The organism is Streptomyces sp. NPDC018964 (assembly GCF_044390325.1).
Taxonomy (GTDB): Bacteria; Actinomycetota; Actinomycetes; order Streptomycetales; family Streptomycetaceae; genus Streptomyces.
The window spans coordinates 321,191-346,385 of the sequence record NZ_JBIRYZ010000001.1 but is presented as its reverse complement, the minus strand read 5'-3'; the positions used below and the strand labels follow the sequence as shown (position 1 = coordinate 346,385).

The window sequence follows — 25,195 nt, the reverse complement described above, 5'->3', positions numbered from 1 at the left end:
ATGTCCTTGTCCCCCGTCCGCCGCCGTGTCGCCGTCGTCGGCACCGGCGCCATCGTCAGCGGCGGCCATCTGCCCGCGTTGCGCGCCCACGCCGACCGCACCGAACTGGTCGCCGCCGTCGACGTGGACCAGGGCCGGCTCGACGCCTTCCGCGCGACCGCAGGGGAGCAGGTCGCCGGGTTCACCTCGATGGGCGCGATGCTGGACGCCGTACGGCCGGACCTGGTGCTGATCGGGACCCCGCCCTCGCTCCACCGGGAGCAGACGGTGGCCGCGCTCAAGGCCGGCGCCTGGGTCCTGTGCGAGAAGCCGCTGTGCCTGTCGCTCGCCGAGTACGACGACATCGCGGCCGCCGAGGAGGCGTCCGGGGCATACGCCTCCGTGGTCTTCCAGCACCGCTACGGCTCCGGCGCCGCCCACGCCCGCGAACTGATCCGCGGCGGTGAACTGGGCGCCCCGCTGGTCGCGCACTGCCAGACCACCTGGCACCGGGACGCCGCGTACTACTCCGTGCCCTGGCGCGGACGCTGGGCCACCGAGGGCGGCGGACCCACCATGGGGCACGGCATCCACCAGTACGACCTGCTGCTGCACCTGCTCGGTGAGTGGGAGGAGATACGGGCCATGGCGGCGCGTCTCGTCCACGACACCGAGAGCGAGGACGTCTCCACCGCCCTGGTCCGCTTCCGTGGCGGCGCGCTCGCGACCGTCGTCAACAGCGTGCTCTCCCCGGACGAGGTGAGCCGGATCCGCGTCGACTGTGCCGACGCCACGGTCGAACTCACCCACCTGTACGGGCACGGCAACGACGACTGGACCTACACCCCGGCCCGGCACGTCCCCGCCGAGCGCGCCGCCGCGTGGCGCACGCCCCCGCGGGACGTGCCCAGTTCGCACACGGCGCAGCTGGGCACCTTCCTCGACGCCTGGGACACCGGTACACGACCGCCGGGCAGCGGGGCGGAGGCGCGGAGCACCCTCGAGTTCGCCGCCGCGCTGTACAAGGCCGCGTTCACCGGGCGGCCGGTGCGGGCCGGGGAGATCGGCCCCGGTGATCCATTCTACGCGGCCATGCACGGTGGCCACTCCGACTGGGCGCCTGAGGAGCAGGGATGAGCATCCGCGTCACGCATGAGATCGGCGAGGCCGTGGTGGTGACGGCCGCGGGCGGTACGGAGATCCTGCGGTACGTCTACCGGCCCGACCCCGAGCCGTTCGAGTCCCGCAAGCCGTACGCTCATCCGGTGCGCACGCTCGCCGGGCGCACGGTGACCGGGTACCGGCCGAACGACCACCGCTGGCACAAGGGGCTGCAGATGACGGCCAGCCACCTGTCCGGACAGAACTTCTGGGGCGGCAACTCCTATGTGCACGGCCGGGGTTATCTGCCCCTGCCCGAGCGCGTCGGGTCGATGCGGCACGACGGGTTCTCCGGGTTCGCCGTCGGGGACGAACGGCTCGATCTCGTCGAGGAGCTCACCTGGGTGGAGAACGGCGGGGACGAGTGGGCGCGGGAGGAGCGCGGGTTGAGCGTCCACTCGGTCGACGAGTGGGCCGGGGCGTGGGTGCTCGACTGGTCGATCCGGTTGAGCAACGCGCGGGATGTCGACCTGGTGTTCGGGTCCCCCACCACCGCGGGGCGGGAGATGGCCGGGTACACCGGATTGCAGTGGCGGGGGGCCCGGGACTTCACCGGCGGCGCGGTGTTCGGGGCCGAGGCCGGGACCGGGACGCTCATGGGGACACAGGGGCCGTGGCTCGCCTTCACCACCGAGCACGATGACGTGGACGCCCACTCCACACTGGTCTTCGCGCACGCGCCCGAAAACCTCGACGAGAAGACCGCCGTCCATCCCTCGCACTGGTTCGTGCGGTCGGAGCCCATCCCCTCGGTGGCGTTCTCCTGGGCGTTCTTCGAGGAGTTCGCGTTGCCGCCGGGGGAGTCCTTCTCGTACCGCTACCGGATCGTGGTCGCGGACGGCGCGTGGGACCGGGCGCGGGTGGCGTCGTATCTGGACGGGCTGCCCTGGTGAGCGGGGGCGGTGCGCCGCTGCCGGGGGCCGTGGGGCTGTCGCACCTGAGCGCGTACGCGTGGGAGGCCGCGGACGGGGTGTGCGGGGGGAGCCCGCATCTGCACACGGTGTGCACGGAGGCGTACGTCGTCACCGGCGGCCGGGGCGCCGTGCAGACGCTGGGTTCCGACGGGTACCGGGACATCCCGCTGGAGGCGGGGACGCTCGCGTGGTTCACGCCGGGGACCGTGCACCGGATGGTGCGGGGCGGTGATCTGCGGGTCACGGTGCTGATGCAGAACAGCGGGCTGCCGGAGGCCGGGGACGCCGTGTTCACCTTCCCGGCGGAGGTGCTGGCCGACCCCGGACGGTACGCGGACGCCGCGACGCTTCCGGCCGGTACGGGCCCGAGGGCGGAGGCGGCGGCGCGGCGGCGACGGGACCTCGCGGTCGAGGGGTACCTCGTGCTGCGGGAGGCGCTTCGCGCCGGTGACGACGGACCGTACCGGGAGTTCCTGCGGACGGCCGCGGGGCTGGTGCGGGAACGGGTGCCGGTGTGGCGGGAGTTGTGGCGGGCGGGCGCACTGGCGGCCGCGGAACGCACGGGTGCGCAGCTGGACGCGCTGGAGGGCGGTGACTTCACCCATCTGACCGGGGCGACGGCGTACGAGGCGGAGCCCAGCCGGCGCGGCGGGTACGGGATGTGCGGGCGGCGGGACGAGTACGCGCTGCCGGGGGTCACCGTGCCGTACGGGGGCGGGTGAGCCCGCCGCCCGCACGGACGGCGCCGGGACGCTCCCGGTGCCGCCGGCCCGGTGGGGGTCTGCTTGGATGTCGCGGGTGACGAACGACTCCCCGGATCCCCGTGCGGACGAAGCCGGTTCCGGCCGGGAAGCCGCCCTGCTGGAACGTGCCGCCGCCGACCGGGACGGCCGGGCCTGGAACGACCTCTGGACGGAGCTGTACCACAACGGCACGATCGACGCGTCCCACCCGCTGGTGCTGCCCGCGCTGACGGACATGGCCGAGGGGGACGACGCCCACACCGCCGCCTCGGCCCTCCACCTGGCCGGCGCGGTCCTCGTCCAGGCCGATCAGCGGTACGGGCCCCGGGACCTGCGGGACCGGTACGCACCCCAGGTCGCGCGCCTGCTGGCCGCCGCCCACCGGTGGCGCAGGGTCACCAGGGACCGCGCCGAGTACTGCCACCTGCTCGAAGCGGTCCTGAACCTGGAGGGCGACATCCACTGGGGCGAGGAGCTGCTCTGGGGCGTCGTCAGCGGGGAGTACGAGCTCGAATGCCCTGAGGAGGACTGCTCCGCGGCGCTGTGGGTGGTCATCGGCGAGCGGGGCTTCTTCAGCACGTCGGAGGATTACGCCCTCTCCGACGGCGTCGCCACCCTCCCCCTCCACCCGGCCGCCCCCGGTGCCCTCGACGGCCTCGGCCGCCGCCTCCACGGGCTGGCCCTGGCGGACGGACACGAGGACGTGGCGCACGCCCTGACCCATGCCTTCGGCGAGGCGACCTGCCCGCAGTGCGAGAGGCGCTGCTCCGTCGTCGGACAGGTCGTCGCCCGCTCGGGCTGAGCCCGCGGCGCGGGACCGCGGCCGGCGGACCGGGCCCCGCCCTCGTCACCGGCGTCCGCGGGTCACGGCCGGCGCGGGGACCGCGTACGGTGCGGGGCGTACGACGCCGGAAGCCGGGCCGCGCCCACGGCCAGCGCGGTGGCCGCACTGGCGATGCCCAGGATCGCCCCGGCGGCCACATCACCCGGATAGTGCACCCCCGTGTGCACCCGCGAGTACCCCACCGCGCACGCCAGCGCCCCCAACGGGACCGACGCCGCGGGCAGCACCGTGCCCACCGCCGTCGCGAACGCGACCGCCGACGCCGTGTGCCCCGAGGGGAACGACGCCGACGTCGGCATCGGCACGTGCCGGTCCACGGTCACCCGCGCCGCCTCCCGGTCCGGCCGGTCCCTGCGGACCAGCCGCTTGCCCAGCAGATTGGCCGACGCCGACGCCACGGCTATGGCGCCGACCCCGGCCAGCGCCGCCCGCCGCGGCCGCGCCCCGCCCAGAGCGAGGACCCCGGCGATGGCGAAGGAGATCTTCGAGTGGTCGGCCGTGTGGGACAGTCTGCGCAGCGCCCGGTCGAGCGTGGGCGTCGGGGTGGCGGCGACCGCCGCGTACAGGGCGCCGTCCACGGCCCTGAGGTCGCCGAGGACCGCGGCGGCGACCCTGCGCAGTCCGTCGGCGGGCGGCACGGGCCCGGTGAGCGGACGGGTGACGTCCGGGTGGTCGGTGGTGGGCGGCTCGCTCATCTGTCTCTCCCGCGATGGCATCGTGGACGAATCACCAGGTGCCCACGGTACGCATGATCCATCCGCACCGGCTCGCCCACCCCGGCCGACCGGTCCGTGGTCACCGCGCCGGCCCCGACCGGGACCCCGCCCGCCCGCATGTCCGCGGCGCCTCAGCCCAGGGCACGGTCCAGGTTGAACGCGGCACTGATCAGGGCGAGGTGGGTGAACGCCTGCGGGAAGTTGCCCTGTTGCTCCCCGGTGTGGCCGATCTCCTCCGCGTACAGGCCGAGATGGTTGCCGTACGTCAGCATCTTCTCGAAGGCGAGGGACGCCTCGTCGAGCCGCCCGGCACGGGTCAGCGCCTCGACGTACCAGAACGAGCAGATGGAGAACGTGCCCTCGTCGCCGTGGAGTCCGTCGGGGCTCGTCAGCGGGTCGTAGCGGTAGACCAGCGAGTCGGACACCAGGTCCTCGGTGAGCGAGTCGAGCGTCGACAGCCACTTCGGGTCGGTCGGCGCGATGAACTTCGACAGCGGCATCATCAGCACCGCCGCGTCCAGCACCTCCCCGTCCTCGTGCTGCACGAAGGCCCGGCGCGACGCCGACCAGCCGCGGTCCATGATCCGCCGGTAGACGGCGTCCCGGCTCGACTGCCAGCGGGGGAGATCGGCGGGCAGGCCCCGCCGGTTGGCCATGCGGACGGCGCGCTCGATCGCCACCCAGCACATCAGGCGCGAGTACAGGAAGTTCTTCCGCCCGCCGCGCGTCTCCCAGATGCCCTCGTCGGGCTGGTCCCAGTGCGCGCACACCCAGTCCACCAGCGCCGTCACATGGTCCCACTGCTCGCTGGAGACGGGCTCGGCCCACTTGTCGTAGAGGTAGATGGAGTCGATCAGCGCCCCGTAGACGTCCAGTTGGAGCTGGTCGGCCGCCGCGTTGCCGACGCGGACCGGTGCCGAGCCGCAGTGGCCCTCCAGATGGCCGAGTTCACGCTCGGGGAGGTCGGTGCGGCCGTCGATGCCGTACATGATCTGCAGCGGGCCGGAGGCCTTGTGGTCGCCCGGGCTGATGTGCCGGGAGACGAACCCCATGAACGCCTCGGCCTCCTCGGTGAAGCCCAGCCGCAGCAGCGCGTACACGCAGAACGCCGCGTCGCGCACCCACACGTACCGGTAGTCCCAGTTGCGTTCCCCGCCGAACTCCTCGGGCAGGCTGGTCGTCGGCGCCGCCACGATCGCCCCGGTCGGCGCGTAGGTGAGCAGCTTCAGGGTGAGGGCGGAGCGGTGCACCATCTCCCGCCAACGGCCCCGGTACCGCGAGGAGGACAGCCACCGCCTCCAGTACGCCACCGTCGCGCCGAACTGCCGCTCCGCCTCCCCGCACTCGCAGTGGTCCACGGTCGCCTCCGGACCGACCTGGTCCAGGGCGAACACCGCCGTCTCCCCCTCGGTCAGCTTGAACTCGGCCCGCACGTCCGGCCCGTCGGTCTCCGTCGGGACGGTCGCGGTGAGCGCCAGGGACAGCTCCCCGGAGTCGAAGACCGCGATGCCGCCGGTCAGCCGCACGGTGTGCGGGCGGGAGCCGTAACCGAACCGCGGCGCCACCAGCGCCCGGAACGGCACGGAGCCGCGTACGCACAGCACCCGCCGGATCAGCCGGTGCCGGGCCTCGTCGGCCGGCGTGCCGCCGACCGGCATGAAGTCCTGCACCTCACCGACCCCGTCCTCGGTGAAGAACCGGGTGATCAGCACGTTGGTGTCGGGGAAGTAGAACTGCTTGGTGCGGGCCGGCACGGCCGCCGCCAGCTCGAAGCAGCCGCCCCGCCCGGCGTCCAGGATCGCCCCGAACACGCTCGGCGCGTCGAAGGACGGACAGCAGTACCAGTCGATGGTGCCGTCGGTGCCCACCAGCGCCACACTGCGCAGATCGCCGATCAGCCCGTGGTCGGCGATCGGCACGTACCGGCGCGCCCCGGACCTGTCCTGTTCCCTGGCCATCGCGTCCATCGCAGCCTCCCTGGGCCGGCACGCCGTGCTCATCTGCCAGCTTAGGCAGCTTCGGCCGGACCGGCTCAGGCCAGCACGACCCGCAGTCCCGCCTCCTCGAAGCGGCCCACCGCCTCCGGGTCCGCGCCCGTGTCCGTGACCAGGGTGTCCACCCGCTCGGCGGCGCAGATCCGGGCGAACGCCCGCCGACCCGGTTTGCTGGAGTCGGCGGCCACGATCACCCGCTCGGCCCGCTCGCACAGCAGCCGGTTCACCGCCGCCTCCGCCTCGTCGTGGGCCGCCGCCCTCGACCACGCCCTCCTCGGACGGCCGGCCGCCACCCTGGACGTCCCCCTCGTCCTGCACGGCTCCTCAGGCCTCCCCGACGACGAACTCGCCGCGGCGGTCACGGGCGGCATCACCAAGGTCGACGTGGGAACGGCCCTGAACATCGCCATGACCGGCGCGCTCAGGGAGTTCCTCACCGCCCGCCCCGAGGCGGTCGACTCCCGCGGCTACCTCACGGCCCTCAGGACCACGAACTTCGGGTCCGACGCCACCACTTCACTGTTGCCGAACAGCCGTCGCAGCTTCACGTGGTACCCCAGGTGACGGTTGCCGATCACCCACAGTTCGCCGCCCCGGCGCAGGGTGCGCCGGGCGCCGGTGAACATGCGCCAGGCCGTGGCGTCGGTGGTCGCCTGGTGGGAGTGGAAGGGCGGGTTGTTCAGGACCAGGTCGACGCTGCCGGCCGGTACGCCCGACAGGCCGTCGCCGACCCGGAACTCGGCGTGTCCGGGCACGTCGTTCTCCCGGTACGTGGCCTGCGCGGACGCCACCGCCTGGAACGACTCGTCCACGAACAGCACCTCGGCACGCGGATCGGCCAGCGCCATCGCCGTACCGACGACGCCGTTGCCGCAGCCCAGGTCCACCACCCGTCCGCCGTCCTTGCCAGCGGGCAGGTGCCTCAGGAAGAACCGGGTGCCGATGTCGAGGCGGTCGGCGCAGAAGACGCCGGCGTGGTTGACGACCGTCGCGCCCGACACCGGGCCGATGCCGTCGGGCAGCGTGTAGCGGTACGGCCAGGGGTTCGCGGGGCGCTCCCGCGCGGGGTCGGGCGTGCAGAGGATCAGCCGGGCCTTCTTCTCGGCGAGCGAGGTCCTGGTCGGGCCGAGGATCCGCTCGAAGAGATCCAGCGTCGAGGTGTGGATCTCCTTCACCATGCCGGTGCCGACGACGACCGTGCCCTCGTGCACCGCCGGCGCCAGCCGCAGCAGCTGGTCCTCCAGCAGCGCCAGGCTCTTCGGCACGCGGACGAGCAGGACGTCGATCCGGGCCGGCGGGGGATCCTGCGTGGTGAGCAGCCGCACCGCGCCCGGCTCGACGCCGTTGCGGGCCAGGTTCGCGCGGGTCGCCTCCTGTCCGAGCCAGGAGTCGGTGATCTGCGTCGGCCGGTGCGCGGCGAGCGCCGTCACCAGCGCGCCCCAGCGGTCGCCGACGACCACGACCGCGCCGGACAGCGGGATCCGCCGGTCGGCGAGATGCCTGAGGAGGTACTCGTCGGACGCGTCCCAGGCGCGCAGCCTGTCCCTCGGGTCCTCGGGGAACCTGGCCAGCACCGGCTCGCCCCATGCGGTCGTCATACGGTCGTTCATCGTCCGACCAGGCTAGCCCAGCCGCAGCTCAGGGCGCGTCGGGCAGGATGGGAGGCATGGACGCCGAGCTGTTCCCCCGGGCACGGAGCGAGATCGCGCCCGGCGCGGTGCACGTGCCGGACTGGCTGGACGCGCGGGAGCAGCGCGAACTGCTGGAGGCGTGCCGGGAGTGGTCCCGCCCGCCCGCCGGACTCCGTACGGTCCGCACGCCCGGCGGCGGCACCATGACCGCCCGGCAGGTGTGCCTCGGGTGGCACTGGTACCCGTACGGCTACGCCCGCACCGTCGTCGACGGCGACGGCGCCCCGGTGAAACCCTTCCCCGGCCGGCTCGGCGAACTGGGCCGCCGCGCGGTGACCGACGCGCTGGGCGCGGACGCCGCGCGCGGTGCCGCGTACGACATCGCGCTCGTCAACTTCTACGACGGCGACGCCCGCATGGGCATGCACCGCGACAGCGACGAGAAGACGGACGCGCCCGTGGTGTCGCTGAGCCTCGGCGACAGCTGCGTCTTCCGCCTCGGCAACACGGAGACCCGGAACCGCCCCTGGACGGACGTGGAGCTGCGCAGCGGCGACCTGTTCGTCTTCGGCGGGCCCTCCCGGCTCGCGTACCACGGCGTTCCCCGGGTGCACGCGGGCACGGCACCGCCCGAGTTGGGACTGGCCGGAAGGCTGAACATCACGCTGCGGGTCAGTGGTCTGTAGTCCGTCTCCGCTTGCGGATCATGGGAGACTCGCCTTCATGAGCGGGAAGGCGGACCCCCGGCCGGCGGGGGAAGGGACCACCTCGAGGACGCGGCTGGACCGGGGGCGCGGCGCGCTCGGACCCGCGCTGGAGCTCGTGCACACCGGACGCGCGCCGACCCGCTCGGTGCTCACCGCCGAACTCGGCGTGACCCGCGCGACGGCCGGCGCGGTCGCCGCCGAACTGGAGGCGCTCGGGCTGATCCGGGTGGACGCCCGGCCCGGCGCGGCGGCCGGTTCGCAGGGGCGCCCCTCGCACCGGCTCTCGGTCGCCGAGGACGGGCCCGTGGCGCTCGCCGCGCAGGTGCACGCCGACGGTTTCCGGGCGGCCCTGGTCGGGCTGGGCGGCCGTATCGTCGCCACGGCGCCCGGCTGCGAGGTCGTCGACGCCGACCCCGCGAAGGTGCTCGGCTCCGTCGTCGCGGCCGGCGCCGGACTGCTGGAGGAGACGGGGCGGCGGTGCGTGGGCGCCGGGCTCGCCGTGCCGTCGGCGGTGGCCGAACCGGAAGGGCTCGCCCTCAACCCCCTGCACCTGGCCTGGCCCGCGGGTGCCCCGGTGCGGGAGATCTTCGCCGAGCAGGTGCGCGCGGCCGGCCTGGACGGGCCCGCCTTCGCGGCCAACGACGTCAACCTCGCCGCCCTCGCCGAACACCGGCACGGCGCCGGGCGCGGCTCCCGCGACCTGCTGTGCGTGGCCACCGGCCACCGCGGCGTGGGGGGCGCGCTGGTGCTCGACGGCCGTCTGCACTCGGGCAGTTCGGGACTCGCCCTGGAGGTCGGCCACCTCGCCGTCAACCCCGAGGGCCGCCCCTGCCACTGCGGCAGCCGCGGCTGCCTCGACGTCGAGGCGGACCCGCTGGCCCTGCTCACCGCGGCGGGCCGCGCGCCGGGCCCCGAGTTCTCCCTGCTGAAGCAGGCCGAGGACCTGATCCGCGGCCAGTACGACGACCCGGACGTGCGCACCGCCACCGAGTCCCTCATCGACCGCCTCGGCCTGGGCCTGGCCGGACTGGTGAACATCCTCAACCCGGACCGGATCATCCTCGGCGGACTGCACCGCACCCTGCTGGAGGCCGACCCGGACCGGCTGCGCGCCGTCGTCGCCGACCGCAGCCTGTGGGGCCGCAGTGGCGGCGTCCCCATCCTCCCCTGCACCCTGGACCACAACAGCCTGGTCGGCGCGGCGGAACTGGCCTGGCAGCCGGTGCTGGACGATCCCCTCGGAGCACTGGCGCGATGAGGCAGCCCGACAGACAGAAAGCGGAGTCATGACCGAGAAGCTCACCGTCAGCGTCCTGGGTACCGGCATCATGGGCGCGGCGATGGCCCGCAACCTCCTGCGCGCGGGGCACACCGTACGGGCCTGGAACCGCACCCGCGCCAAGGCCGAACCGCTCGCCGCAGACGGCGCGCACATCGCCGGCACCCCCGCCGAGGCGGTCGAGTCCGCCGATGTCGTGCTGACCATGCTGTACGACGGCCCGGCCACCCTGGAGACAATGCGTCAGGCCGCCCCCGCCCTGCGCGGCGGGACCGTCTGGGCGCAGTCCGCCACCGCGGGCGTCGAGGGCGTCGCCGAACTGGCCGGCTTCGCCCGCGAGCACGGCCTGCTCTTCTACGACGCCCCGGTCCTCGGCACCCGCCAGCCCGCCGAGGCCGGACAGCTCACCGTGCTCGCCGCCGGACCGGCCGAGGGCCGGGACAGGGTGACACCGGTGTTCGACGCGGTGGGCGCCCGCACCGTGTGGACCGGGGAGGACGGCGCCACGGCCGGCGCGACCCGCCTGAAGCTGGTAGCCAACAGCTGGGTGCTCGCCGCGACCACCGCCGCCGGTGAGGCCCTCGCCCTGGCCGAGGCCCTCGACGTCGCACCGGACGGCTTCTTCGACCTCATCGCCGGCGGCCCCCTCGACATGGGCTATCTGCGCGCCAAGGCCCGGATGATCCTCGACGGACGGCTGACCCCGGCCCAGTTCGCCGTGACGACCGCGGCGAAGGACGCCAGACTGATCGTGCGGGCCGGTGAGCAGCACGGCGTCCGCCTGGACGTGGCCGCCGCGAGCGCCGAACGGTTCGAGCGGGCCGACGCCCAAGGCCGCGGCGACGAGGACATGGCCGCCGCCTACTACGCCAGCTTCGACGACGACCCCGCCACCTGACCGGCCGAGCAGCGAACCCGAAGGAGTCCGTGGTGTCCAAGCCCCCGCTTCCCCCCGAGGCGCAGGAACTGCTGCGCAAGCCCAACCCCTGCGTCATGGCCACGCTGCGCTCCGACGGCGCACCCGTGTCCACCCCCACCTGGTACCTGTGGGAGGACGGCCGCGCGCTGGTCAACTTCGACGAGGGCCGGGTCCGTCTGAAGCACGTCCGCCGCGACCCCCGCGTCACCCTCACCGTTCTGGACGGCGACGACTGGTACACCCACGTCACCCTGATCGGCCGGGTGACCGAGATCCACGAGGACGAGGACCTGGCCGACATCGACCGCCTCTCCCGCCACTACACCGGCAAGCCGTACCCCGACCGGGAGCGGACGAGGGTCAGCGGGTGGCTCGAGGTGGACCGCTGGCACGGCTGGGGCGCGATGAAGGACAGCGACCAGGCGGGCGGCTGACCACCACCGTCCGGCCGGACGCCGCCGCCCGGCCGGACGGCCGCGAGGTCCGGCTTCCCCGGGAGGGGTGACGCACGCTGCCCCGGCCCGCGCCCGACCGCTCCAGGACCTTCTTCGGGCGCGTGCCCGCACCGGTGGTCACAGGAGCCGGGTGCTCCTCGGCAGGACGCGCCCGTCCGTGTACTCCCCGCGAGGTACGCACAGTGCCGCCGGCCGTACGACGCCCCGGCCCCCTCGCGGGGTGATGCTCGGAGACGTCGCACAAGGAGCGACGTGACGGCGCATCCGAGGAGATGGACGATCATGCAGACCCTGGCGCACTTCGGCGACGGCGGGCCCGGCCCGTGGATCCTGTTCCTCCCCTTGATCTGGGCCCTGGTCATCGGCGGCGGCATCGCCCTGCTGCGCCGCACGGTGTGGCGCGGACGCCATGGGCCCGGCTCCGGGCGGTCCACGGTGGAGGACACCTCGCCCATCGCGGTGCTCGGCCACCGCTTCGCCTCCGGCGAGATCGACGAGGACGAGTACTGGCGGCGGCTGTCCGTCCTGGACGAGCAGTTCGGCCGGTCCGGCAGGGGAGGTACGCGATGACGTTCTGAGGTGTCCCGCCCCGCCTGAGGTGTCCCGCCCCCGCTCACGTCCCGGCCGCGCCCGGCTCGTCGAGCAGGGCCAGTTCCTCCTCGGTCAGCCGCAGGGCGCCGGCGGCGATGTTCTCGGCGAGGTGCGCCGGGTTCGCGGTGCCGGGGATGGCCAGTACGTGCGGGCCCCGGTGCAGGGTCCAGGCGAGACGGATCTGCGTGGGCGTGGCGCCGTGGGCACGGGCGACCGTGTGGACGCGCGCGTCCCGCTCCGGCGCCGCGGCCGCCTCACGGCGGAGGCCGGAGAGGGCGAAGTAGGGGACGAAGGCGATGCCCAGCTCCCGGCAGAGGTCCACCAGCCCGTTCTCGTCGGAACGGCGCCGGTCGAGCCCGTACGCGTTCTGGACGCAGACCACCGGGGCGATCTCCCGGGCCTCGGCCAGGTGTTCCGGCCGGACGTTGGAGAGCCCGAGGTGCCGGACCAGGCCCGCCGCGCGCAGCTCGGCGAGGGCGCCGAAGTGCTCGGCGACCGAGGCTCCGGGGCCGTCGACGCGCAGGTTGACCACATCGAGGTGGTCCCGGCCGAGCTGGCGCAGGTTCTCCTCGACCTGACCGCGGAGCCGGTCGGGACGGGCCATGGGGAGCCACTCGCCGGAAGGGTCGCGTCCCGGGCCGACCTTGGTCACCACGACCACGTCGCCGCGCCAGGACGCGAGGGCCCGGTTGACGAGCTCGTTCGCGGAGCGCAGCGGCGAGAAGTAGAAGGCGGCGGTGTCGATGTGGTCGACGCCCTGCTCGAACGCGCTGTGCAGGATTCGGACGGCGACGCCGCGGTCGACCGGCCTGCCGTCGGAGTTGCCCATCATGCCGTTGCCGGTCAGCCGCATCGCGCCGTAGCCGACACGGTTCACCTCCAGGTCCCCGAGTCTCCAGGTCCCCGCTGCCGCCGCTGCGCTCACCGTGCTCCCTCGTCCGTCGGTCCGCCGGACTCCGGAGGGTAGAGGGGCGCGGGGTGCCGCGACAGGCCGGCGGGCTGGACGAAATGTCACATCCGCATCGGGAACGAACCGTCGGGGAAAGGTCGTTGGAACTGTCGAAGACACTCGGCCGGTGGCGGCGCGTTCGCTGCCGGGGACCCGCGGGCCGGGAGGAAGCCGGGGGTTCCGCCACCGGTTTCCCGCCGACCCGCCGGTCGCCCGTGTCAGCCGGGGACGGCGGAGCGGGCCGGGGCGCGTTCGGAGTGACGGTCCTCGGTGGTGTGTTCCACGAGGGCGATCTCCGCGAAGCGGTGGTCGGCGGGCTCGTCGGCCGTGATCCGCGGTTGCCGGTCCCCGGCGGGCGCGGCGGTCGCGGACGGTGTCGACAGGGTGAACCACACGGTCTTGCCGGACTCGCCGTCCGGCGCCGCGCCCCAGCTCTCGCTCAGCGCGGCGACCATCGCCAGCCCGCGCCCGCACGTGGCGAGCGGGCCCGCGTCCGCGAGGACCGGCAACCGGGGGTCGTGGTCGCGCACCGACACCTTGAGCCGGTCGAGCAGCAGCTCGATCTCGACGGTGCACGTCTTGTCGGGCCGGGCGTGCCGGTGGACGTTGGACAACAGCTCCGTCACACCGAGCGATGCCCGGTCTATCAACGAGTCCATGTGCCAGTAGCGCAACTGCGCAGATACGATTCTGCGGACCTGGCCGATCCGCGACGGCAGGGCTTGGAGCTCCACCGCGCAGTGCCTGCTTGGGTGAGTGATCACGGCTGCGACTCCCCGACGTGAGGTCCGGAAGAACACGGAAGACGGATCCAGCAGGGCGCCTGCGTGACACTGCCGCCTGCTGTCGTGGCCGGCGGGCTGGTTCGCAGCGTTATCGCCGGTAAACCCAGAGTGACGTGAGACCAGCGTGACGTACGAGGCGAAGTGACGCAAGTCACGCGCATCTCAGGCGCCGCGCCCCGACGCCCGGCGCACGGCCTCGATGAACCGGCGGGCGGCGGGCGGACCGGGTTCGCCCGGCGCGGGGTCGTGGTCGCCCAGGGTCAGCAGGTACCGCTTGCCGTTGAGGTCCGCGAGCGCCCGGTCCTCGGGGGCGAACCAGGGCTTGGAGGCCCGTACCGCCTGCACCGGCGCGCTGTCGATCTCGCTGCCGTAGCTGGTGAGCAGCTCCAGGCGGCCCTCGCTGATCCGCACCTGGCCGGCCCGGGTGAGCGAACGCAGCCACTTGCCGATCCGCACGCCCGTGGCCGTGAACTCCGGCTCCGCCATGCCGCCCGCCCCCTTGTGCGCGTCGGTGTGCCGGACCGTGCTCCACGGGCCGGCTCCTGCCCAGCTCCAGTGTGCCCCGTACGGGGCTCTGCTCACGCCGGTGCAGTCTGCCCGCACCCGCCGCCGAGCACCAGTGCGCGCGCCACCGTTCCCCGGGGCCCGGGGTGCACTCGCGCCAATGCGCCCCCTTGCCGCCCCTTACGCTCCCCAGGAGTGCCTTTGAGTGGCTCAAAGGTGTGTTTATGCAGGTGGGAGGCGGTGCGGAGGGTGCTTATGATCGGGATACCGGCCGCGCGAGACGCCGTCGGTGCTCAGCGTAAGGAGCCCCGCCGTGAGCACTCCCCGACAGACCCCGACCGGTGCCACTCTCGACGTCGACCACAGCGACGCCGCCTACCGGGCCTGGCTGAAAGAGGCCGTGCGCAGGGTGCAGGCCGACGCCAACCGCTCGGCCGACACCCACCTGCTGCGCTTCCCGCTGCCCGAGCGGTGGGGCGTCGACCTCTACCTGAAGGACGAGTCGACCCACCCGACCGGCAGCCTCAAGCACCGGCTGGCCCGTTCGCTCTTCCTCTACGGCCTGTGCAACGGCTGGATCCGCCCGGACCGCCCGGTGATCGAGGCGTCCAGCGGTTCCACGGCCGTGTCGGAGGCGTACTTCGCGAAGCTGATCGGCGTGCCCTTCATCGCCGTCATGCCGCGCACGACGAGCGCCGAGAAGTGCCGCCTGATCGAGTTCCACGGCGGTCGGTGCCACTTCGTGGACGACCCCCGCACGATGTACGAGGCGTCCGCCGCCCTCGCGGCGGAGACCGGCGGCCACTACATGGACCAGTTCACCTACGCCGAGCGGGCCACCGACTGGCGGGGCAACAACAACATCGCCGAATCGATCTTCCGCCAGCTGGAGCTGGAGCGGTTCCCGGAACCCGCGTGGATCGTCGCCACGGCCGGCACCGGCGGCACCTCGGCGACCCTCGCGCGCTACGTCCACTACATGCAGTACGACACCCGCATCTGTGTCGCCGACCCGGAGAATTCGTGTTTCTTCCAGGGCTGGACCACCGGCGATCCGGACGTCGCCTGCGACCGGGGCTCCCGCATCGAGGGCATCGGCCGGCCCCGCATGGAGCCGAGCTTCGTGCCCGGCGCGATCGACCGGATGATGAAGGTGCCCGACGCGGCCAGTGTCGCCGCCGTGCGGGCCCTGGAGCGGGTCATCGGCCGCAAGGCGGGCGGCTCCACCGGCACCGGGCTGTGGAGCGCGCTCAAGATCGTCGCGGAGATGGTGGCGGACGGGCGGCGGGGAAGCGTGGTGACGCTGCTGTGCGACCCGGGGGACCGGTACCTGGACAAGTACTACTCGGACGCCTGGCTGGCCGGACAGGGCCTGGACACCGCGCCCTACACGGCGGCGATCGAGTCCCTGCTGCGGACCGGCGTCTGGCCCGACTGAGGGCTACCCCGCGAGCCTGCGGTCCAGCGAGGTCACCGCGGAGCGGAACGCCTGTCCCAGCCCCGGCCGGGCGGCCCTCAGCACGAGCCGGAAGGGCACGGTGCCGTCGGCCGCGAACGTCCACCGCACCCACGTGCCCGTCCCGGCGGGGGAGAGCCGCCACTCCTCGGCCAGGGCACGGGCGCCCGGCGCGTTCGTCACGTCGACGCGGTAGGCGTACACCTCGGGCTCCTCGGCCACGAGGACCGTCTCGCGGAACCGGGTGCCGCCCCGGAGCCGGATCTCCCGCCCCGCGCCGCCGTCGAGGGAGCGGGAGAGCGTGACCGAACCGAACCATTCCGCCCAGCCGGCCACGTCCTCGGCGAGCGCGCGGTACACCCGCTCCGGCGCGGCCACGATCTCCCGCCCGAAGACCAGGCGTACGGGCGCCACCCGGACGAACTCGTGCCCCACGGGGCGCAGACGGTGAGCCATGGGCACATCCCCCTCGACTGGTTCCCCGGCCCCGGCGGTCGGCCGTCGGTCCGTCAGATGTCCGCGGCCTCCGCGTTTTCCGCGTCTTCCACGGGTTCGCCCGCCACGACCAGCCGTCGCAGATGCTCGGACACCTCCGCGCGTGCCCCCGCGGGCAGCCCGGAATCCGTCACCAGGGTGTCGACCTGCTCCAGGGACGCGAACGAACTCAGCCCCACCGTGCCCCACTTGGTGTGGTCGGCGACCACGACCACCCGCCGGGCCGACTGCACGAGGCGCCGGTTCGTCTCCGCCTCCGCGAGGTTCGGCGTCGACAGCCCCGCCTCCACCGATATGCCGTGCACCCCGAGGAACAGCAGGTCGAAGTGGAGCGCCGCGATCGCCTGGTCGGCCACCGGCCCCACCAGCGAGTCGGACGGCGTGCGCACCCCGCCGGTCAGGACGACCGTGGCCGAGCCCTGCCGGACCCCCGGCGCGCGCTGCGCCGCGTGGAACACGTCGGCCACCCGCACCGAGTTGGTGACCACCGTGAGGTCGGGGACGTCGAGCAGGTGGTGCGCCAGCGCGAAGGTCGTCGTACCGCCCGACAGCGCGATCGCCGCGCCGGGAGCGACCAGCTCGGCCGCCGCCCGCGCGATGTCCTCCTTGGCGGTCGGCTCCAGGCCCGACTTGGCCTCGAACCCCGGCTCGTGCGTACTCGCCTCCACCACCGGCACCGCGCCGCCGTGCACCTTCTCCAGCACGCCCTGCCGGGCCAGCGCGTCCAGGTCGCGGCGGACCGTCATGTCCGACACGCCGAGCTTGCGGGTCAGCTCGTTGACCCGGACCCCGCCCCGGCGCCGGACCTCGTCGAGGATCAGGGTGCGCCGCTGCTCCGCGAGCAGGTTCTGATTCTCGCTCACGTACGCTCCGGTCCTTTCGCCGCAAACCGCCCGACACGTCCGGCACCCTCCGTGACGAGTGGGCCTCCGCCCGTCATCGGTGCGCGGACGTCCCATCCTCGCACGCCGTGCCCCGGCCGGCGCCACCGGTGGATCGTCGCGCACAGGCCACCGGTCTCCCGTATGTTGCTTGCCCGTCACGCGTATCGGGGAGATTGCGTGACGAGAGGTGTGAGCCGTTCCGCCACGGGAGATCCTGTGCCCGCACGGACGGAACCGACGGGACGTCACGGGGGAAGTGCGAATCGGTGGAGAGCGCGCAGCGACACGGACCGGCCGAGGGGACCGGCCGTCCCGAGACGCGGCCCGGCGAGTCCGGGACCGCCCTGGAACTCCTGGTCCACGGGGTGGGCGGCACCACCCCCCAGGAGATGCTCGACGACCCGCGCACGGTCCGGATCACCGGTGACGACATCGCCGCCGTGTTCCGCCGCGCCGACGACGCCGACGCCGAGCACCGGCCCGCCGGACGACGCGAGGACCCCGTCCCCGAGGCCTACGTCTGGTGCAACCTCACCTCCGGGAACGGCACCCGCGCCCTGTGGCTCCTGCTGCTCCCCTTCATGGTGGTCAACCTCGCCCACTGGATGCGCCCCACCGCCCACGGCCGCCGGCGCGCGGTCCGGCTGTACGGGCTGCTGGTGCGGCTGGCCGGACTCAGCCTGACGGTGCTGCTCGTCGCGGCCGCCTGCGAGGTCGCCCTCGACCTGACCGCCTGGCAGTGCGCGGGCACGCGCGCGTGCGCCGAACGGCACTCCTGGCTCGGCTTCCTCTCGCCCGGCACGTCCGACGGCGGCTGGTGGAGCGCGCCGGGCCGCAGGCTGGCGCTCGCCGCCCTGGTGCCGGCCGCCCTCACCGGTCTGCTGTGGTTCCTGTCCCTGCGCACCTGGAGCGCGTACGAGTCCCAGCAGCCGATGACCCACGACCCCGAGCCCGAGGAGGACGGCGGACGCACCGCGCTGGGCCGGCCCGGCTTCTGGTACGGCCGGCGCCTGGTCGCCCGGCTGCGCGCCGCGCACACCGCCGCCGGACTGCTCACCGTCGCCGCCGCGGTCGGCTCCGCCGCCGCCCGCCACGACCGTGAGCCGGGCGGCCCGGCCGTCCTGGCCGTCCTCGGTGTCCTCCTGGAGGCGGCGCTGGCCGTCGGGGCGGGCGCCGTGGTGGGGGTGGTGTGCCGCCGGGGCCGCTCCGAACGCCGGCTGGACGACGGACTCGACCGGCACCTGGTGCGGTACCTGCCGCTCGCCGCGCTCGTCCTGCTCGCCCTCACCCTGCTCTACGCCGGGTGGGAGCGCCCCGGGTGGGAGTCGGCGGGCCGGCTGCCGGGCGACGCCGCCTTCGGCTCCCTCGTCCTCGCCCAGGGCCTGCTGGTGATCGTGCTCGCCGGGGTCGCCCGCGGCCTGCACCGCACCGCACCCGACCGGCGCGCCGCGATGCGGGGCCTGGCCGGACCGGCGGTCGCCATGCTCGCCTGCGCGCTGGGCGGCGTCATGTCCGGCGGTGTCTCCCAGCGGGTCTCCGACTGGCTGGACGGCACCGGGACCTCGATCCCCGGCCCGCCCGTGCTGCTCACCTGGCAGGCGTCCGTCATCCCGCCGCTGCTCGTCCTGGTGCTGCTGCTGTGCGGCTGGCTCGCCGGGCGCGCCTGGCGGCTCGCACGCGCGGAGCGCGCCGCCGTGGAACGCGAGTACCCCGGCGAGACGGGCGACCCCGGCCGCACCCGCCGTATCGCCTCCGTGCGCGCCATGGCCACGCTCACCGACCGCGCACCGCGCGTCCTCGCCGTCACCTCCGCCGCGACCCTGCTGCTCGGCGCCGGCGCCCTCGTCGGCGCCCTGGCCACCGACAGGACACCCGGCGAGGCCACCCGGGACTCGCACGCCGTCGTCCACGGCGCCGCCGAGACCGCGCAGGCGCTGGGCTCCTGGCTGATCGGACTCGGCTTCGTCCTCCTCGTCGCCTCGGGCCGCCGCGCCTACAAGGACGCCTCCGCGCGGCGCACCATCGGCATCCTGTGGGACGTCGGCACCTTCTGGCCGCGCGCCGCGCACCCCTTCGCGCCGCCCTGCTACGCCGAGCGCGCGGTGCCCGATCTGACCTGGCGGATCGCCACCTGGACCCGGGCCACCGGCGGCCGGCTGGTGATCTCCGGCCACTCCCAGGGCAGCGTCCTCGCCGCCGCCACGGCCTGGCAGCTGCCGCCGTCCACCCGCAGACGCGTCGCGCTGCTGACCTACGGCTCCCCGCTGGAGCGGCTGTACGGCCGTTGGTTCCCGGCCCACTTCGGCCCGGACGCGCTCGGCTCCCTGCACCGGGAGGTCGACTGCTGGCGCAACCTCCACCGGCGCACCGACCCCATCGGCGGGCCGATGCGGCTGACCGGCGACCGCGGTCCCGCCGTGGACCGCCCCGCGCTCCAGGACCCCCTCGCCTACGGCCGCACCGAGTCCCACCCGCTGCCCGCGCCGATCCTCGGCCACTCCGGCTACCAGGCCGACCCGGCGTTCGCCGAGGAACGGCGCCGGCTGCTCGCCCGCCTGCGTCCCGGGGTACCGGCGCCCCGGCACACGGAGGAGCCCGACGGCGCTCAGGGCAGCGCGGGCAGGTCCTCGGCGTAGAGGAGGGTCAGGTCGGCGGTGGTCGGCTCGTCGAGCTGGGCCACCCGGCTCGCGTGCCGTTCGACCATCGCCTCGAAGGTCTGCCGCGCGGTGCGCCCGTTGCCGAACGCGGGCCCCTTGGGGATGTCGGTGAAGTACGCGAGCAGAGCCTCGTCGGCGCCCGGCGCCAGCTGGTACTCGTGCTCCTCGGCCTGCTGCCGGACGATCCGCAGCAGCTCCTCGGGGCCGTAGTCGCCGAAGGTGATCGTCCGTGAGAAACGGGACGCCACGCCCGGGTTGACCGACAGGAACCGCTCCATCTCGGCCGTGTAGCCGGCCACGATCACCACCACCGCGTCCCGCTGGTCCTCCATCAGCTTCACCAGCGTGTCGATGGCCTCCTTGCCGAAGTCGCGTCCGGCGTCCTCCGGGGAGAGCGCGTATGCCTCGTCGATGAACAGCACACCGCCGCGCGCCCTCTCGAACGCCTCCTGGGTGCGGATCGCCGTGGAGCCGATGTGCTCGCCGACCAGGTCGACCCGGGACACCTCGACCAGGTGCCCCTGCTCCAGCACCCCGAGCGAGGCGAGGATCTCGCCGTACAGACGGGCGACGGTGGTCTTGCCGGTGCCGGGGGAGCCCGTGAACACCAGGTGCCGCTTGACCGACGCCGCCTTCAGGCCCGCCCGCTGCCGGCGCCGGCCCACCTCGATCATGTCGGTGAGGGCGCGCACCTCGCGCTTGACGCTCTCCAGGCCCACCAGCGCGTCGAGTTCCCCGAGCACGGCCTTGGAGGTGCGGGCCTCCCGCTCCGGCCCGGGTGCGGGGGCGGGCGGTGCCGGCTCGGCCGTCCGGGCGGCGGGGACCGTGCTCAGCAGGCCGGTGGTGTGGCTCACCGTCCGCACGGCGGCCGGCTCCGGCGACGCCGCCGGTTTCAGGCTCCCGCTCTCGTCGCTGGTGCAGTCCTCCACGACGGGACCGTCCGAACCGGACGACGCCGCGTCGCCCTCGGCGAACTCGTACCCACCGCGCGCGCAGCGCTCCGTACGGCACCTGCGCAGCGTCGTGCGGCTGCCGTCGATCACATGGAAGCCGTAGCCGCCGCTGCCCGTGACCCGGCAGCCCACGAAGGTGCCGCGGCCGCCGGCGGAGACGTAGACGCCGGCCTCGGCGGGGGAGTCGACGGTGCAGCGCTCGACGGTGGGGTCGGCGCCCTTGGTGACGATCACGCCGGTCTGCACGCCGTCCAGGGAGCAGCCGGCGAGGGTACCGCCGCTGCCGTGGTCGCGGAACCAGGCGCCCGTCGCCGCCTCCCGGATCCGGCAGTCGTCGAGCTGCGCGGTGGCGCCGTCGCTCACCGACACGGCCGTGTTGCGCACCTGCGTCAGATCGCTGTCGACGACGTCCGCGCGGGAACCGCGGTCGAGCACGAACAGGGCGTCCGGCACGTCGTGCACCCGGCAGGACTCCAGTACGGCGGTGGCGCCGTCGCTCACCCACACCGCCGGGTAGTCACCGGTGCTGTCGAAGATCTCGCACTGGTTGGCGTCCACGCGGGTGCCCGGGTCCCACACCGACAGACCGTTGCGGCCGAACCGCCGCACGCTGGTGCGGGTCAGGGTGAGCACCGAGCGGGACCGCAGGTCGACCGCGTTCTCCGGGATGTCGTGGATCCGGCAGTCGGCCAGCGTCAGCACCGCGTCCGTGTCGAGCGTGATGCCGTCCCCGGTCGTGCGGTGCACGTCGCAGTCGGTGAGGTGCGCGGTGGCGCGGCCGCTGACCTGGACACCGCTGCCCCGCACCTCGTAGACCTCGCACCCCACCGCCTCCAGCGCCGAGTTCTCCCCGGTCGAGGTCAGTCCCGAACCCGAGGCGTGGTGCACCCGGCAGCGCTCGAGGCGGGGGCGGGCACCGCCGTGCACCGCGACCCCCGCCTGCCCCGCGGCGAGCACCTCGCACTCCTCGAACACCCCGCCCCCGCCGTCCAGGACGGCGATGCCGGTGCCCGCCGGATTGTCGACCGTGCAGCGGCGCACCGTGGGCCGGGCACCGCCGCGCACCTCGATGCCGGCCGCGGACCGGGTGACCACGCGTATGTCGCGCAGCTCCGGGGTTCCCCCCTCGACCAGCACGGCCGGGGCGGTGGCGTCCTGCCCCTCCACGTGCAGGTCCTGGACCACCGCCGAGGCGCGCACGGTCAGCGGAACGCCGTCCGGGGGCGCGATGCGCACCGAGCCGGGTGAGCCCTCGGGGCCGCGCAGGGTCACCGCCCGCTGCACGACGAGGTTCTCCCGGTAGGTGCCGGGAGCGATGGTGAGGACGTCCCCCTCGGCCGCGGCCTCCAGGGCGGCGGCGAGCGATGCGTACTCACCCGTGCGGCGCCGCCACCGCGATGTGCCGGTGTGCGTCACCTGGACCGTGCCCTGTGCCATGGCGTAGCTGTGCCCCCACCTTGTCGTACGTGGCTCGTTCGCGTGCGTGTCGCCGCCGATCGGTTCGGCCGGACCACCGTAGCGTGCGCGCGGGCACCGGGTTGACCAGAGCCGTGACGTCGGTCAGCTGCCGGCCCCGGTCCTGCCCCAGTCCGGGCCCGCCTTGTCCCACGCCTGGTCCCAACGCGCGTACCGGCGGCGGAGCATGTGCCGGACGGCCAGCCGTCTGAATCCCTCGACGAGGGCCGCGGCCATCAGGGCCGCGCCGACGCCGGCGAGCACGGCGTGCGTCGTGGCCGTCGCGGTGTCCAGGGGGCGGGCCACCGTGGTCCCGTGGCCGTCGGTCCATATTCGGAAGGGGGCGCCCGGTCGAGGGTCCTCCAGGCGCGTCGGCACCGGACCGCTCCGCTCGGTGCCGTCCGGCGCGGTCCAGTGGGCGAGGACGCGGTGGCGCGGATCCCCTCCGACGGAGCCCTCCGGGTCGGCGGCCGACGGGGACGGATCGAGCTCGCGCACCACCGTGGCCGTCACCAGGTGGCGGGACTGGTGCTGGGCGCGGACGGAACGCTGCAGGACGTCCTGGGCGGCACTTCCGACGAGCACGCCGACCACCGGGGCGGCGACGAGGACGAGCAGCAGTGCCGCGAACGCCATCCAGGCCTCGGCCAGGTCGGTCCCGCGGCACAACGGGTTGTGCCGCCAGCGCCAGAGTCCGCTGATCGCTCGCACGGTCCGCGCCCCCTTCCCCCCGCCGGTCCCTTCACGGATCTCTCATGGAGCTCTCATGAAAGGCCAACGCGCGAACCCGGGTCCTGGTTCCCGTGTTCGCGAGGGGAACCGCGGCGTACGGACCTCCGCGCTCACGCCGGCGCCTCCGTCCCCGGCGCGGGCCGCCGGACAGCGGCGGCCGGAAGTCCGGCGGCGCCCCGCACGAAGCGCGGCGGTCGGCGCCGTCCGAGGCGAGGCCGCGTTCTCCGCCCGCCGGGCGGAAGTTCCGATTCCCTCTCCCCGGGGGCAGCCGGAAGCGGCCTCGGGGCCTCCGGCGAATCGGGTGCGGACGGGCATGCCCGCGGGGCCGTCGTGCCGTACGGCACCGACAGCCCCGGGCAGGCTCAGTACCCGCGGTACTGCTGACCGTTGTACGGGTCCTGGTAGGGAGCGGGACCCGGCCGCGGAGCCGCGGGGCGCATCGCCTCGTAGCCGGCGGGCGGAGCCGGACGCGGCGGCTGCGGCTGGGGGCCGGGGTAGCCGCGCGGCGCGGTCGCCTGCTGCGGGATGTACGCGGCGGGCACCTGCTGCGGGACGTACGCCGCGGGCGCCTGCTGGAGCGGGGCGGGCTGCGGCGCCTGCGGGTAGCCGTAGGAGGGCTGGGACGGGGCCGCCGGGAGGGCGGGCAACGCCGAGGGGAGGGCGGGCAGATGGCCGGCCGGCGCCTCGTACGCGGCGGGGACCCGGATCGGGGCGATCTGCGGGGTACCACGCTCGGCCACGAGCGAGTCGTAGATCGGGGTGTCCGGGAAGGCAGCGGAGTAGTAGCCGCCGCCATAAGTGGAGCGGGGGGAGGTCATGGCACATAAGTTAAGCCCACGATGTGCTGGTTGGGGAGACCGATAAGAGGGTTGTTTTCCGTGCCCGCCGTGACTGGAGATCACCAATACGAGCGAATTTACAGAAAACGGGTGTATCGACGAACCTCGCTCGTGTAAAGGCCGAGTTCCGGGCCGGTTACCGGCGGTTGGTCGCCCGTTCCCGCGCACGCCCCGTGGGAGTTCCCCGCGCGGAGGAATAAGTTGTGCGGACGAAGGCCGACGGATGCCGGGACCCGGCCTGGCACGGCGACCCGTGAATGGGGGCGGACATGTCAATGCCGAAGGGATCGAACACGCCGGTGCCGACGACGGTACTGCGGGTGGACGTGGGCCGGCGCTCGGGCCCCGGCGTGCCCGACGCGGACGCCTCGGCCCTCCTGCTGGCCGGCGGGAGGGTCCGCTCCGACGACGACTTCGTCTTCTACAACCAGCCCGCCCACGCCTCCGGCGCCGTGCGCCACGAGGGCAAGCGGGACGTGGGAGGGCGGGCCACCGACACCCTGCTCGTCGACCTCACGCGCGTGGAGCCCGGCATCGAGACGGTGATCCTGGCCGCCTCCTGCGACGGCGGCACGTTCGGACAGGTCCCGGACCTGTCCATCGAGGTCAAGGACGCCGCGAACGGCACCGTGGCGGCGCGCTTCGACAGCACGGGCGCGACCACCGAGACGGCGTTCGTCCTCGGCGAGTTCTACCGGCGCCAGGGCGCCTGGAAGTTCCGTGCCGTCGGCCAGGGCTACAGCAGCGGACTCGAGGGCCTCGCCACCGACTACGGCATCACGGTGGACGAGCCGCAGCACACCCCCGCGGCGCCCGTCGGCTCCGCGGCCCCGGTGCCGCCCGTCGCGCCCCCGGTCACCATGTCCCCTCCGGTCGCACCGCCCCCGCCGCCGTCCGCTCCCCCCGCGCCGGTCCGGCTGACGAAGGTGACGCTCACCAAGGCGGCACCCTCCGTCTCCCTGACCAAGCAGGGCGGCACGTCGGGCGCCCTGCACGTGAACCTCAACTGGGAGGTCCGCAAGCAGTTCTCGGGGTGGGCCGGGAAACTGGGCCGCCCGGTCGCCCTGCACTCCGACCTCGACCTCGACCTGTGCGCCCTGTACGAGCTCACCGACGGCCGCAAGGGCGTCGTCCAGGCCCTCGGCAACGCCTTCGGGGCACTGCACCAGCCCCCCTTCATCCACCTGGACGGCGACGACCGCACCGGTGCCGTGGCGAGCGGCGAGAACCTCACCGTCAACCTCGACCACAAGCACCTCCTCCGGCGCGTCCTCGTCTTCGTCACCATCTACGAGGGCGCCCGTTCCTTCGCCGACCTGCACGCCACGGTCACCCTCCGGCCGCAGCACGGCGCGCCGATCGACTTCTCCCTCGACGAGTGCACCGTCCCCTCGACGGTGTGCGCGCTCGCCCTGATCACCAACACCGGCGGCGGCGAGCTCGTCGTCCGGCGCGAGGCCCGCTACCTGGTCCCCGAGCGCGGGGTGAGCCCGCAGCGCACCGTCGACCACGCCTACGGGTGGGGCATGAACTGGACCCCCGGCCGCAAGTGA

At 74.1% G+C, this 25,195-nt stretch carries 23 protein-coding genes and 2 pseudogenes; 13 read left to right on the top strand and 12 right to left on the bottom strand.

Going from position 1 to position 25,195, the window contains the following annotated elements:
* The 4 genes from ACH5AO_RS01470 to ACH5AO_RS01455 all read left to right on the top strand — a co-directional run bounded on the left by ACH5AO_RS01470 (position 1) and on the right by ACH5AO_RS01455 (position 3,599).
* Entirely contained in the window at positions 1-1,116 is a 1,116-nt protein-coding gene (locus ACH5AO_RS01470; protein ID WP_398920588.1) for a Gfo/Idh/MocA family protein, read from the top strand.
* Positions 1,113-2,033, top strand: coding sequence for a PmoA family protein (locus ACH5AO_RS01465; RefSeq protein WP_398920586.1), 921 nt, complete (start codon positions 1,113-1,115; stop codon positions 2,031-2,033). The genes ACH5AO_RS01470 and ACH5AO_RS01465 overlap by 4 nt, the downstream gene beginning before the upstream one ends.
* Positions 2,030-2,776 carry a cupin domain-containing protein gene (locus ACH5AO_RS01460; protein WP_398920585.1) on the top strand — a complete coding sequence of 249 codons (747 nt, stop codon included), beginning with the start codon at positions 2,030-2,032 and terminating at the stop codon, positions 2,774-2,776. Before ACH5AO_RS01465 ends, ACH5AO_RS01460 begins: the two co-directional genes overlap by 4 nt.
* A 76-nt stretch (positions 2,777-2,852) precedes the next feature.
* On the top strand, positions 2,853-3,599 hold the full coding sequence (locus ACH5AO_RS01455; RefSeq protein WP_398920583.1) for a hypothetical protein: 747 nt from the start codon (positions 2,853-2,855) through the stop codon (positions 3,597-3,599).
* A 62-nt stretch (positions 3,600-3,661) separates the two neighbouring features.
* Here ACH5AO_RS01455 and ACH5AO_RS01450 read toward each other — a convergent pair whose 3' ends face one another.
* From ACH5AO_RS01450 to ACH5AO_RS01440, 3 genes and pseudogenes are all read right to left on the bottom strand, one after another.
* Positions 3,662-4,336, bottom strand: a complete 675-nt coding sequence (locus ACH5AO_RS01450; protein WP_398920581.1) for a phosphatase PAP2 family protein — start codon at positions 4,334-4,336, stop codon at positions 3,662-3,664.
* A 152-nt stretch (positions 4,337-4,488) separates the two neighbouring features.
* On the bottom strand, positions 4,489-6,324 hold the full coding sequence (locus tag ACH5AO_RS01445; RefSeq protein WP_398920579.1) for a glycoside hydrolase family 15 protein: 1,836 nt from the start codon (positions 6,322-6,324) through the stop codon (positions 4,489-4,491).
* Positions 6,325-6,389: 65 nt separating this feature from the next.
* A pseudogene (locus ACH5AO_RS01440) lies at positions 6,390-6,608 on the bottom strand (alkaline phosphatase); the annotation flags it as partial.
* Here ACH5AO_RS01440 and ACH5AO_RS01435 point away from each other — a divergent pair.
* Positions 6,604-6,915, top strand: a pseudogene (locus ACH5AO_RS01435) (class II fructose-bisphosphate aldolase); the annotation flags it as partial. The pseudogenes ACH5AO_RS01440 and ACH5AO_RS01435 overlap by 5 nt on opposite strands.
* On the opposite strand, the gene ACH5AO_RS01430 reads toward ACH5AO_RS01435, so the two are convergent.
* On the bottom strand, positions 6,819-7,949 hold the full coding sequence (locus ACH5AO_RS01430; protein WP_398920577.1) for a methyltransferase: 1,131 nt from the start codon (positions 7,947-7,949) through the stop codon (positions 6,819-6,821). The pseudogene ACH5AO_RS01435 and the gene ACH5AO_RS01430 overlap by 97 nt on opposite strands.
* Before the next feature lie 68 nt (positions 7,950-8,017).
* Between ACH5AO_RS01430 and ACH5AO_RS01425 the strand changes: the two genes are divergently transcribed.
* The 5 genes from ACH5AO_RS01425 to ACH5AO_RS01405 all read left to right on the top strand — a co-directional run bounded on the left by ACH5AO_RS01425 (position 8,018) and on the right by ACH5AO_RS01405 (position 11,912).
* Complete coding sequence (locus ACH5AO_RS01425) at positions 8,018-8,668, top strand: alpha-ketoglutarate-dependent dioxygenase AlkB family protein (RefSeq protein ID WP_398920575.1); 651 nt, start codon at positions 8,018-8,020, stop codon at positions 8,666-8,668.
* 37 nt (positions 8,669-8,705) lie between these two features.
* On the top strand, positions 8,706-9,947 hold the full coding sequence (locus tag ACH5AO_RS01420) for an ROK family protein (protein ID WP_398920573.1): 1,242 nt from the start codon (positions 8,706-8,708) through the stop codon (positions 9,945-9,947).
* A gap of 28 nt (positions 9,948-9,975) precedes the next feature.
* Positions 9,976-10,866: an NAD(P)-dependent oxidoreductase gene (locus ACH5AO_RS01415; RefSeq protein ID WP_398920571.1), complete on the top strand. Its 891-nt coding sequence runs from the start codon at positions 9,976-9,978 to the stop codon at positions 10,864-10,866.
* Between the two features lie 32 nt (positions 10,867-10,898).
* Positions 10,899-11,321, top strand: a complete 423-nt coding sequence (locus ACH5AO_RS01410) for a PPOX class F420-dependent oxidoreductase (protein WP_398920568.1) — start codon at positions 10,899-10,901, stop codon at positions 11,319-11,321.
* A 303-nt stretch (positions 11,322-11,624) separates the two neighbouring features.
* A complete protein-coding gene (locus ACH5AO_RS01405; protein WP_398920566.1) occupies positions 11,625-11,912 on the top strand; it encodes an SHOCT domain-containing protein in 288 nt (95 codons plus the stop codon).
* A gap of 43 nt (positions 11,913-11,955) precedes the next feature.
* On the opposite strand, the gene ACH5AO_RS01400 is transcribed toward ACH5AO_RS01405, so the two are convergent.
* The 3 genes from ACH5AO_RS01400 to ACH5AO_RS01390 form a co-directional block, all read right to left on the bottom strand.
* The gene (locus ACH5AO_RS01400; RefSeq protein WP_398920564.1) at positions 11,956-12,858 is read right to left on the bottom strand and encodes an oxidoreductase; all 903 of its coding nucleotides are present in this window, start codon (positions 12,856-12,858) and stop codon (positions 11,956-11,958) included.
* A 242-nt stretch (positions 12,859-13,100) separates the two neighbouring features.
* On the bottom strand, positions 13,101-13,646 hold the full coding sequence (locus ACH5AO_RS01395; RefSeq protein WP_398920562.1) for an ATP-binding protein: 546 nt from the start codon (positions 13,644-13,646) through the stop codon (positions 13,101-13,103).
* Positions 13,647-13,829: 183 nt separating this feature from the next.
* A complete protein-coding gene (locus ACH5AO_RS01390) occupies positions 13,830-14,153 on the bottom strand; it encodes a hypothetical protein (protein WP_398921070.1) in 324 nt (107 codons plus the stop codon).
* Positions 14,154-14,484: 331 nt separating this feature from the next.
* On the opposite strand from ACH5AO_RS01390, the gene ACH5AO_RS01385 reads away from it, so the two are divergent.
* Complete coding sequence (locus ACH5AO_RS01385; protein WP_398920561.1) at positions 14,485-15,609, top strand: PLP-dependent cysteine synthase family protein; 1,125 nt, start codon at positions 14,485-14,487, stop codon at positions 15,607-15,609.
* A gap of 3 nt (positions 15,610-15,612) precedes the next feature.
* Here the strand turns inward: ACH5AO_RS01385 and ACH5AO_RS01380 are convergent, their stop codons facing one another.
* Together ACH5AO_RS01380 and ACH5AO_RS01375 are read right to left on the bottom strand one after the other, a co-directional pair.
* Positions 15,613-16,083, bottom strand: coding sequence for an SRPBCC family protein (locus ACH5AO_RS01380; protein ID WP_398920559.1), 471 nt, complete (start codon positions 16,081-16,083; stop codon positions 15,613-15,615).
* 53 nt (positions 16,084-16,136) lie between these two features.
* Positions 16,137-16,985, bottom strand: a complete 849-nt coding sequence (locus ACH5AO_RS01375) for a DeoR/GlpR family DNA-binding transcription regulator (RefSeq protein ID WP_398920557.1) — start codon at positions 16,983-16,985, stop codon at positions 16,137-16,139.
* 287 nt (positions 16,986-17,272) lie between these two features.
* Between ACH5AO_RS01375 and ACH5AO_RS01370 the strand changes: the two genes are divergently transcribed.
* Positions 17,273-19,642, top strand: coding sequence for a hypothetical protein (locus ACH5AO_RS01370; protein WP_398920555.1), 2,370 nt, complete (start codon positions 17,273-17,275; stop codon positions 19,640-19,642).
* On the opposite strand, the gene ACH5AO_RS01365 is transcribed toward ACH5AO_RS01370, so the two are convergent.
* The 3 genes from ACH5AO_RS01365 to ACH5AO_RS01355 form a co-directional block, all read right to left on the bottom strand.
* Positions 19,612-22,053 (bottom strand): right-handed parallel beta-helix repeat-containing protein, encoded by a 2,442-nt coding sequence (locus ACH5AO_RS01365; RefSeq protein WP_398920553.1) that lies wholly within the window; start codon positions 22,051-22,053, stop codon positions 19,612-19,614. The genes ACH5AO_RS01370 and ACH5AO_RS01365 overlap by 31 nt on opposite strands.
* Positions 22,054-22,176: 123 nt before the next feature.
* Positions 22,177-22,782, bottom strand: a complete 606-nt coding sequence (locus tag ACH5AO_RS01360) for a hypothetical protein (protein ID WP_398920551.1) — start codon at positions 22,780-22,782, stop codon at positions 22,177-22,179.
* Between the two features lie 383 nt (positions 22,783-23,165).
* Complete coding sequence (locus ACH5AO_RS01355; RefSeq protein ID WP_398920549.1) at positions 23,166-23,621, bottom strand: DUF6643 family protein; 456 nt, start codon at positions 23,619-23,621, stop codon at positions 23,166-23,168.
* A 296-nt stretch (positions 23,622-23,917) separates the two neighbouring features.
* Here ACH5AO_RS01355 and ACH5AO_RS01350 point away from each other — a divergent pair, with 296 nt between their 5' ends.
* Positions 23,918-25,195 (top strand): TerD family protein, encoded by a 1,278-nt coding sequence (locus ACH5AO_RS01350; RefSeq protein ID WP_398921068.1) that lies wholly within the window; start codon positions 23,918-23,920, stop codon positions 25,193-25,195.

Excerpts from the sequence above, each read along its gene's own strand:
- ACH5AO_RS01420 (WP_398920573.1), top strand. The coding sequence starts at position 8,706 with ATGAGCGGGAAGGCGGACCCCCGGCCGGCGGGGGAAGGGACCACCTCG.
- ACH5AO_RS01365 (WP_398920553.1), bottom strand. The coding sequence starts at position 22,053 with ATGGCACAGGGCACGGTCCAGGTGACGCACACCGGCACATCGCGGTGG.
- ACH5AO_RS01415 (WP_398920571.1), top strand. The coding sequence starts at position 9,976 with ATGACCGAGAAGCTCACCGTCAGCGTCCTGGGTACCGGCATCATGGGC.
- ACH5AO_RS01350 (WP_398921068.1), top strand. The coding sequence starts at position 23,918 with ATGCCGAAGGGATCGAACACGCCGGTGCCGACGACGGTACTGCGGGTG.
- ACH5AO_RS01355 (WP_398920549.1), bottom strand. The coding sequence starts at position 23,621 with ATGACCTCCCCCCGCTCCACTTATGGCGGCGGCTACTACTCCGCTGCC.
- ACH5AO_RS01445 (WP_398920579.1), bottom strand. The coding sequence starts at position 6,324 with ATGGACGCGATGGCCAGGGAACAGGACAGGTCCGGGGCGCGCCGGTAC.
- ACH5AO_RS01390 (WP_398921070.1), bottom strand. The coding sequence starts at position 14,153 with ATGGCGGAGCCGGAGTTCACGGCCACGGGCGTGCGGATCGGCAAGTGG.
- ACH5AO_RS01405 (WP_398920566.1), top strand. The coding sequence starts at position 11,625 with ATGCAGACCCTGGCGCACTTCGGCGACGGCGGGCCCGGCCCGTGGATC.
- ACH5AO_RS01465 (WP_398920586.1), top strand. The coding sequence starts at position 1,113 with ATGAGCATCCGCGTCACGCATGAGATCGGCGAGGCCGTGGTGGTGACG.
- ACH5AO_RS01470 (WP_398920588.1), top strand. The coding sequence starts at position 1 with ATGTCCTTGTCCCCCGTCCGCCGCCGTGTCGCCGTCGTCGGCACCGGC.
- ACH5AO_RS01380 (WP_398920559.1), bottom strand. The coding sequence starts at position 16,083 with ATGGCTCACCGTCTGCGCCCCGTGGGGCACGAGTTCGTCCGGGTGGCG.
- ACH5AO_RS01425 (WP_398920575.1), top strand. The coding sequence starts at position 8,018 with ATGGACGCCGAGCTGTTCCCCCGGGCACGGAGCGAGATCGCGCCCGGC.
- ACH5AO_RS01450 (WP_398920581.1), bottom strand. The coding sequence starts at position 4,336 with ATGAGCGAGCCGCCCACCACCGACCACCCGGACGTCACCCGTCCGCTC.
- ACH5AO_RS01430 (WP_398920577.1), bottom strand. The coding sequence starts at position 7,949 with ATGACGACCGCATGGGGCGAGCCGGTGCTGGCCAGGTTCCCCGAGGAC.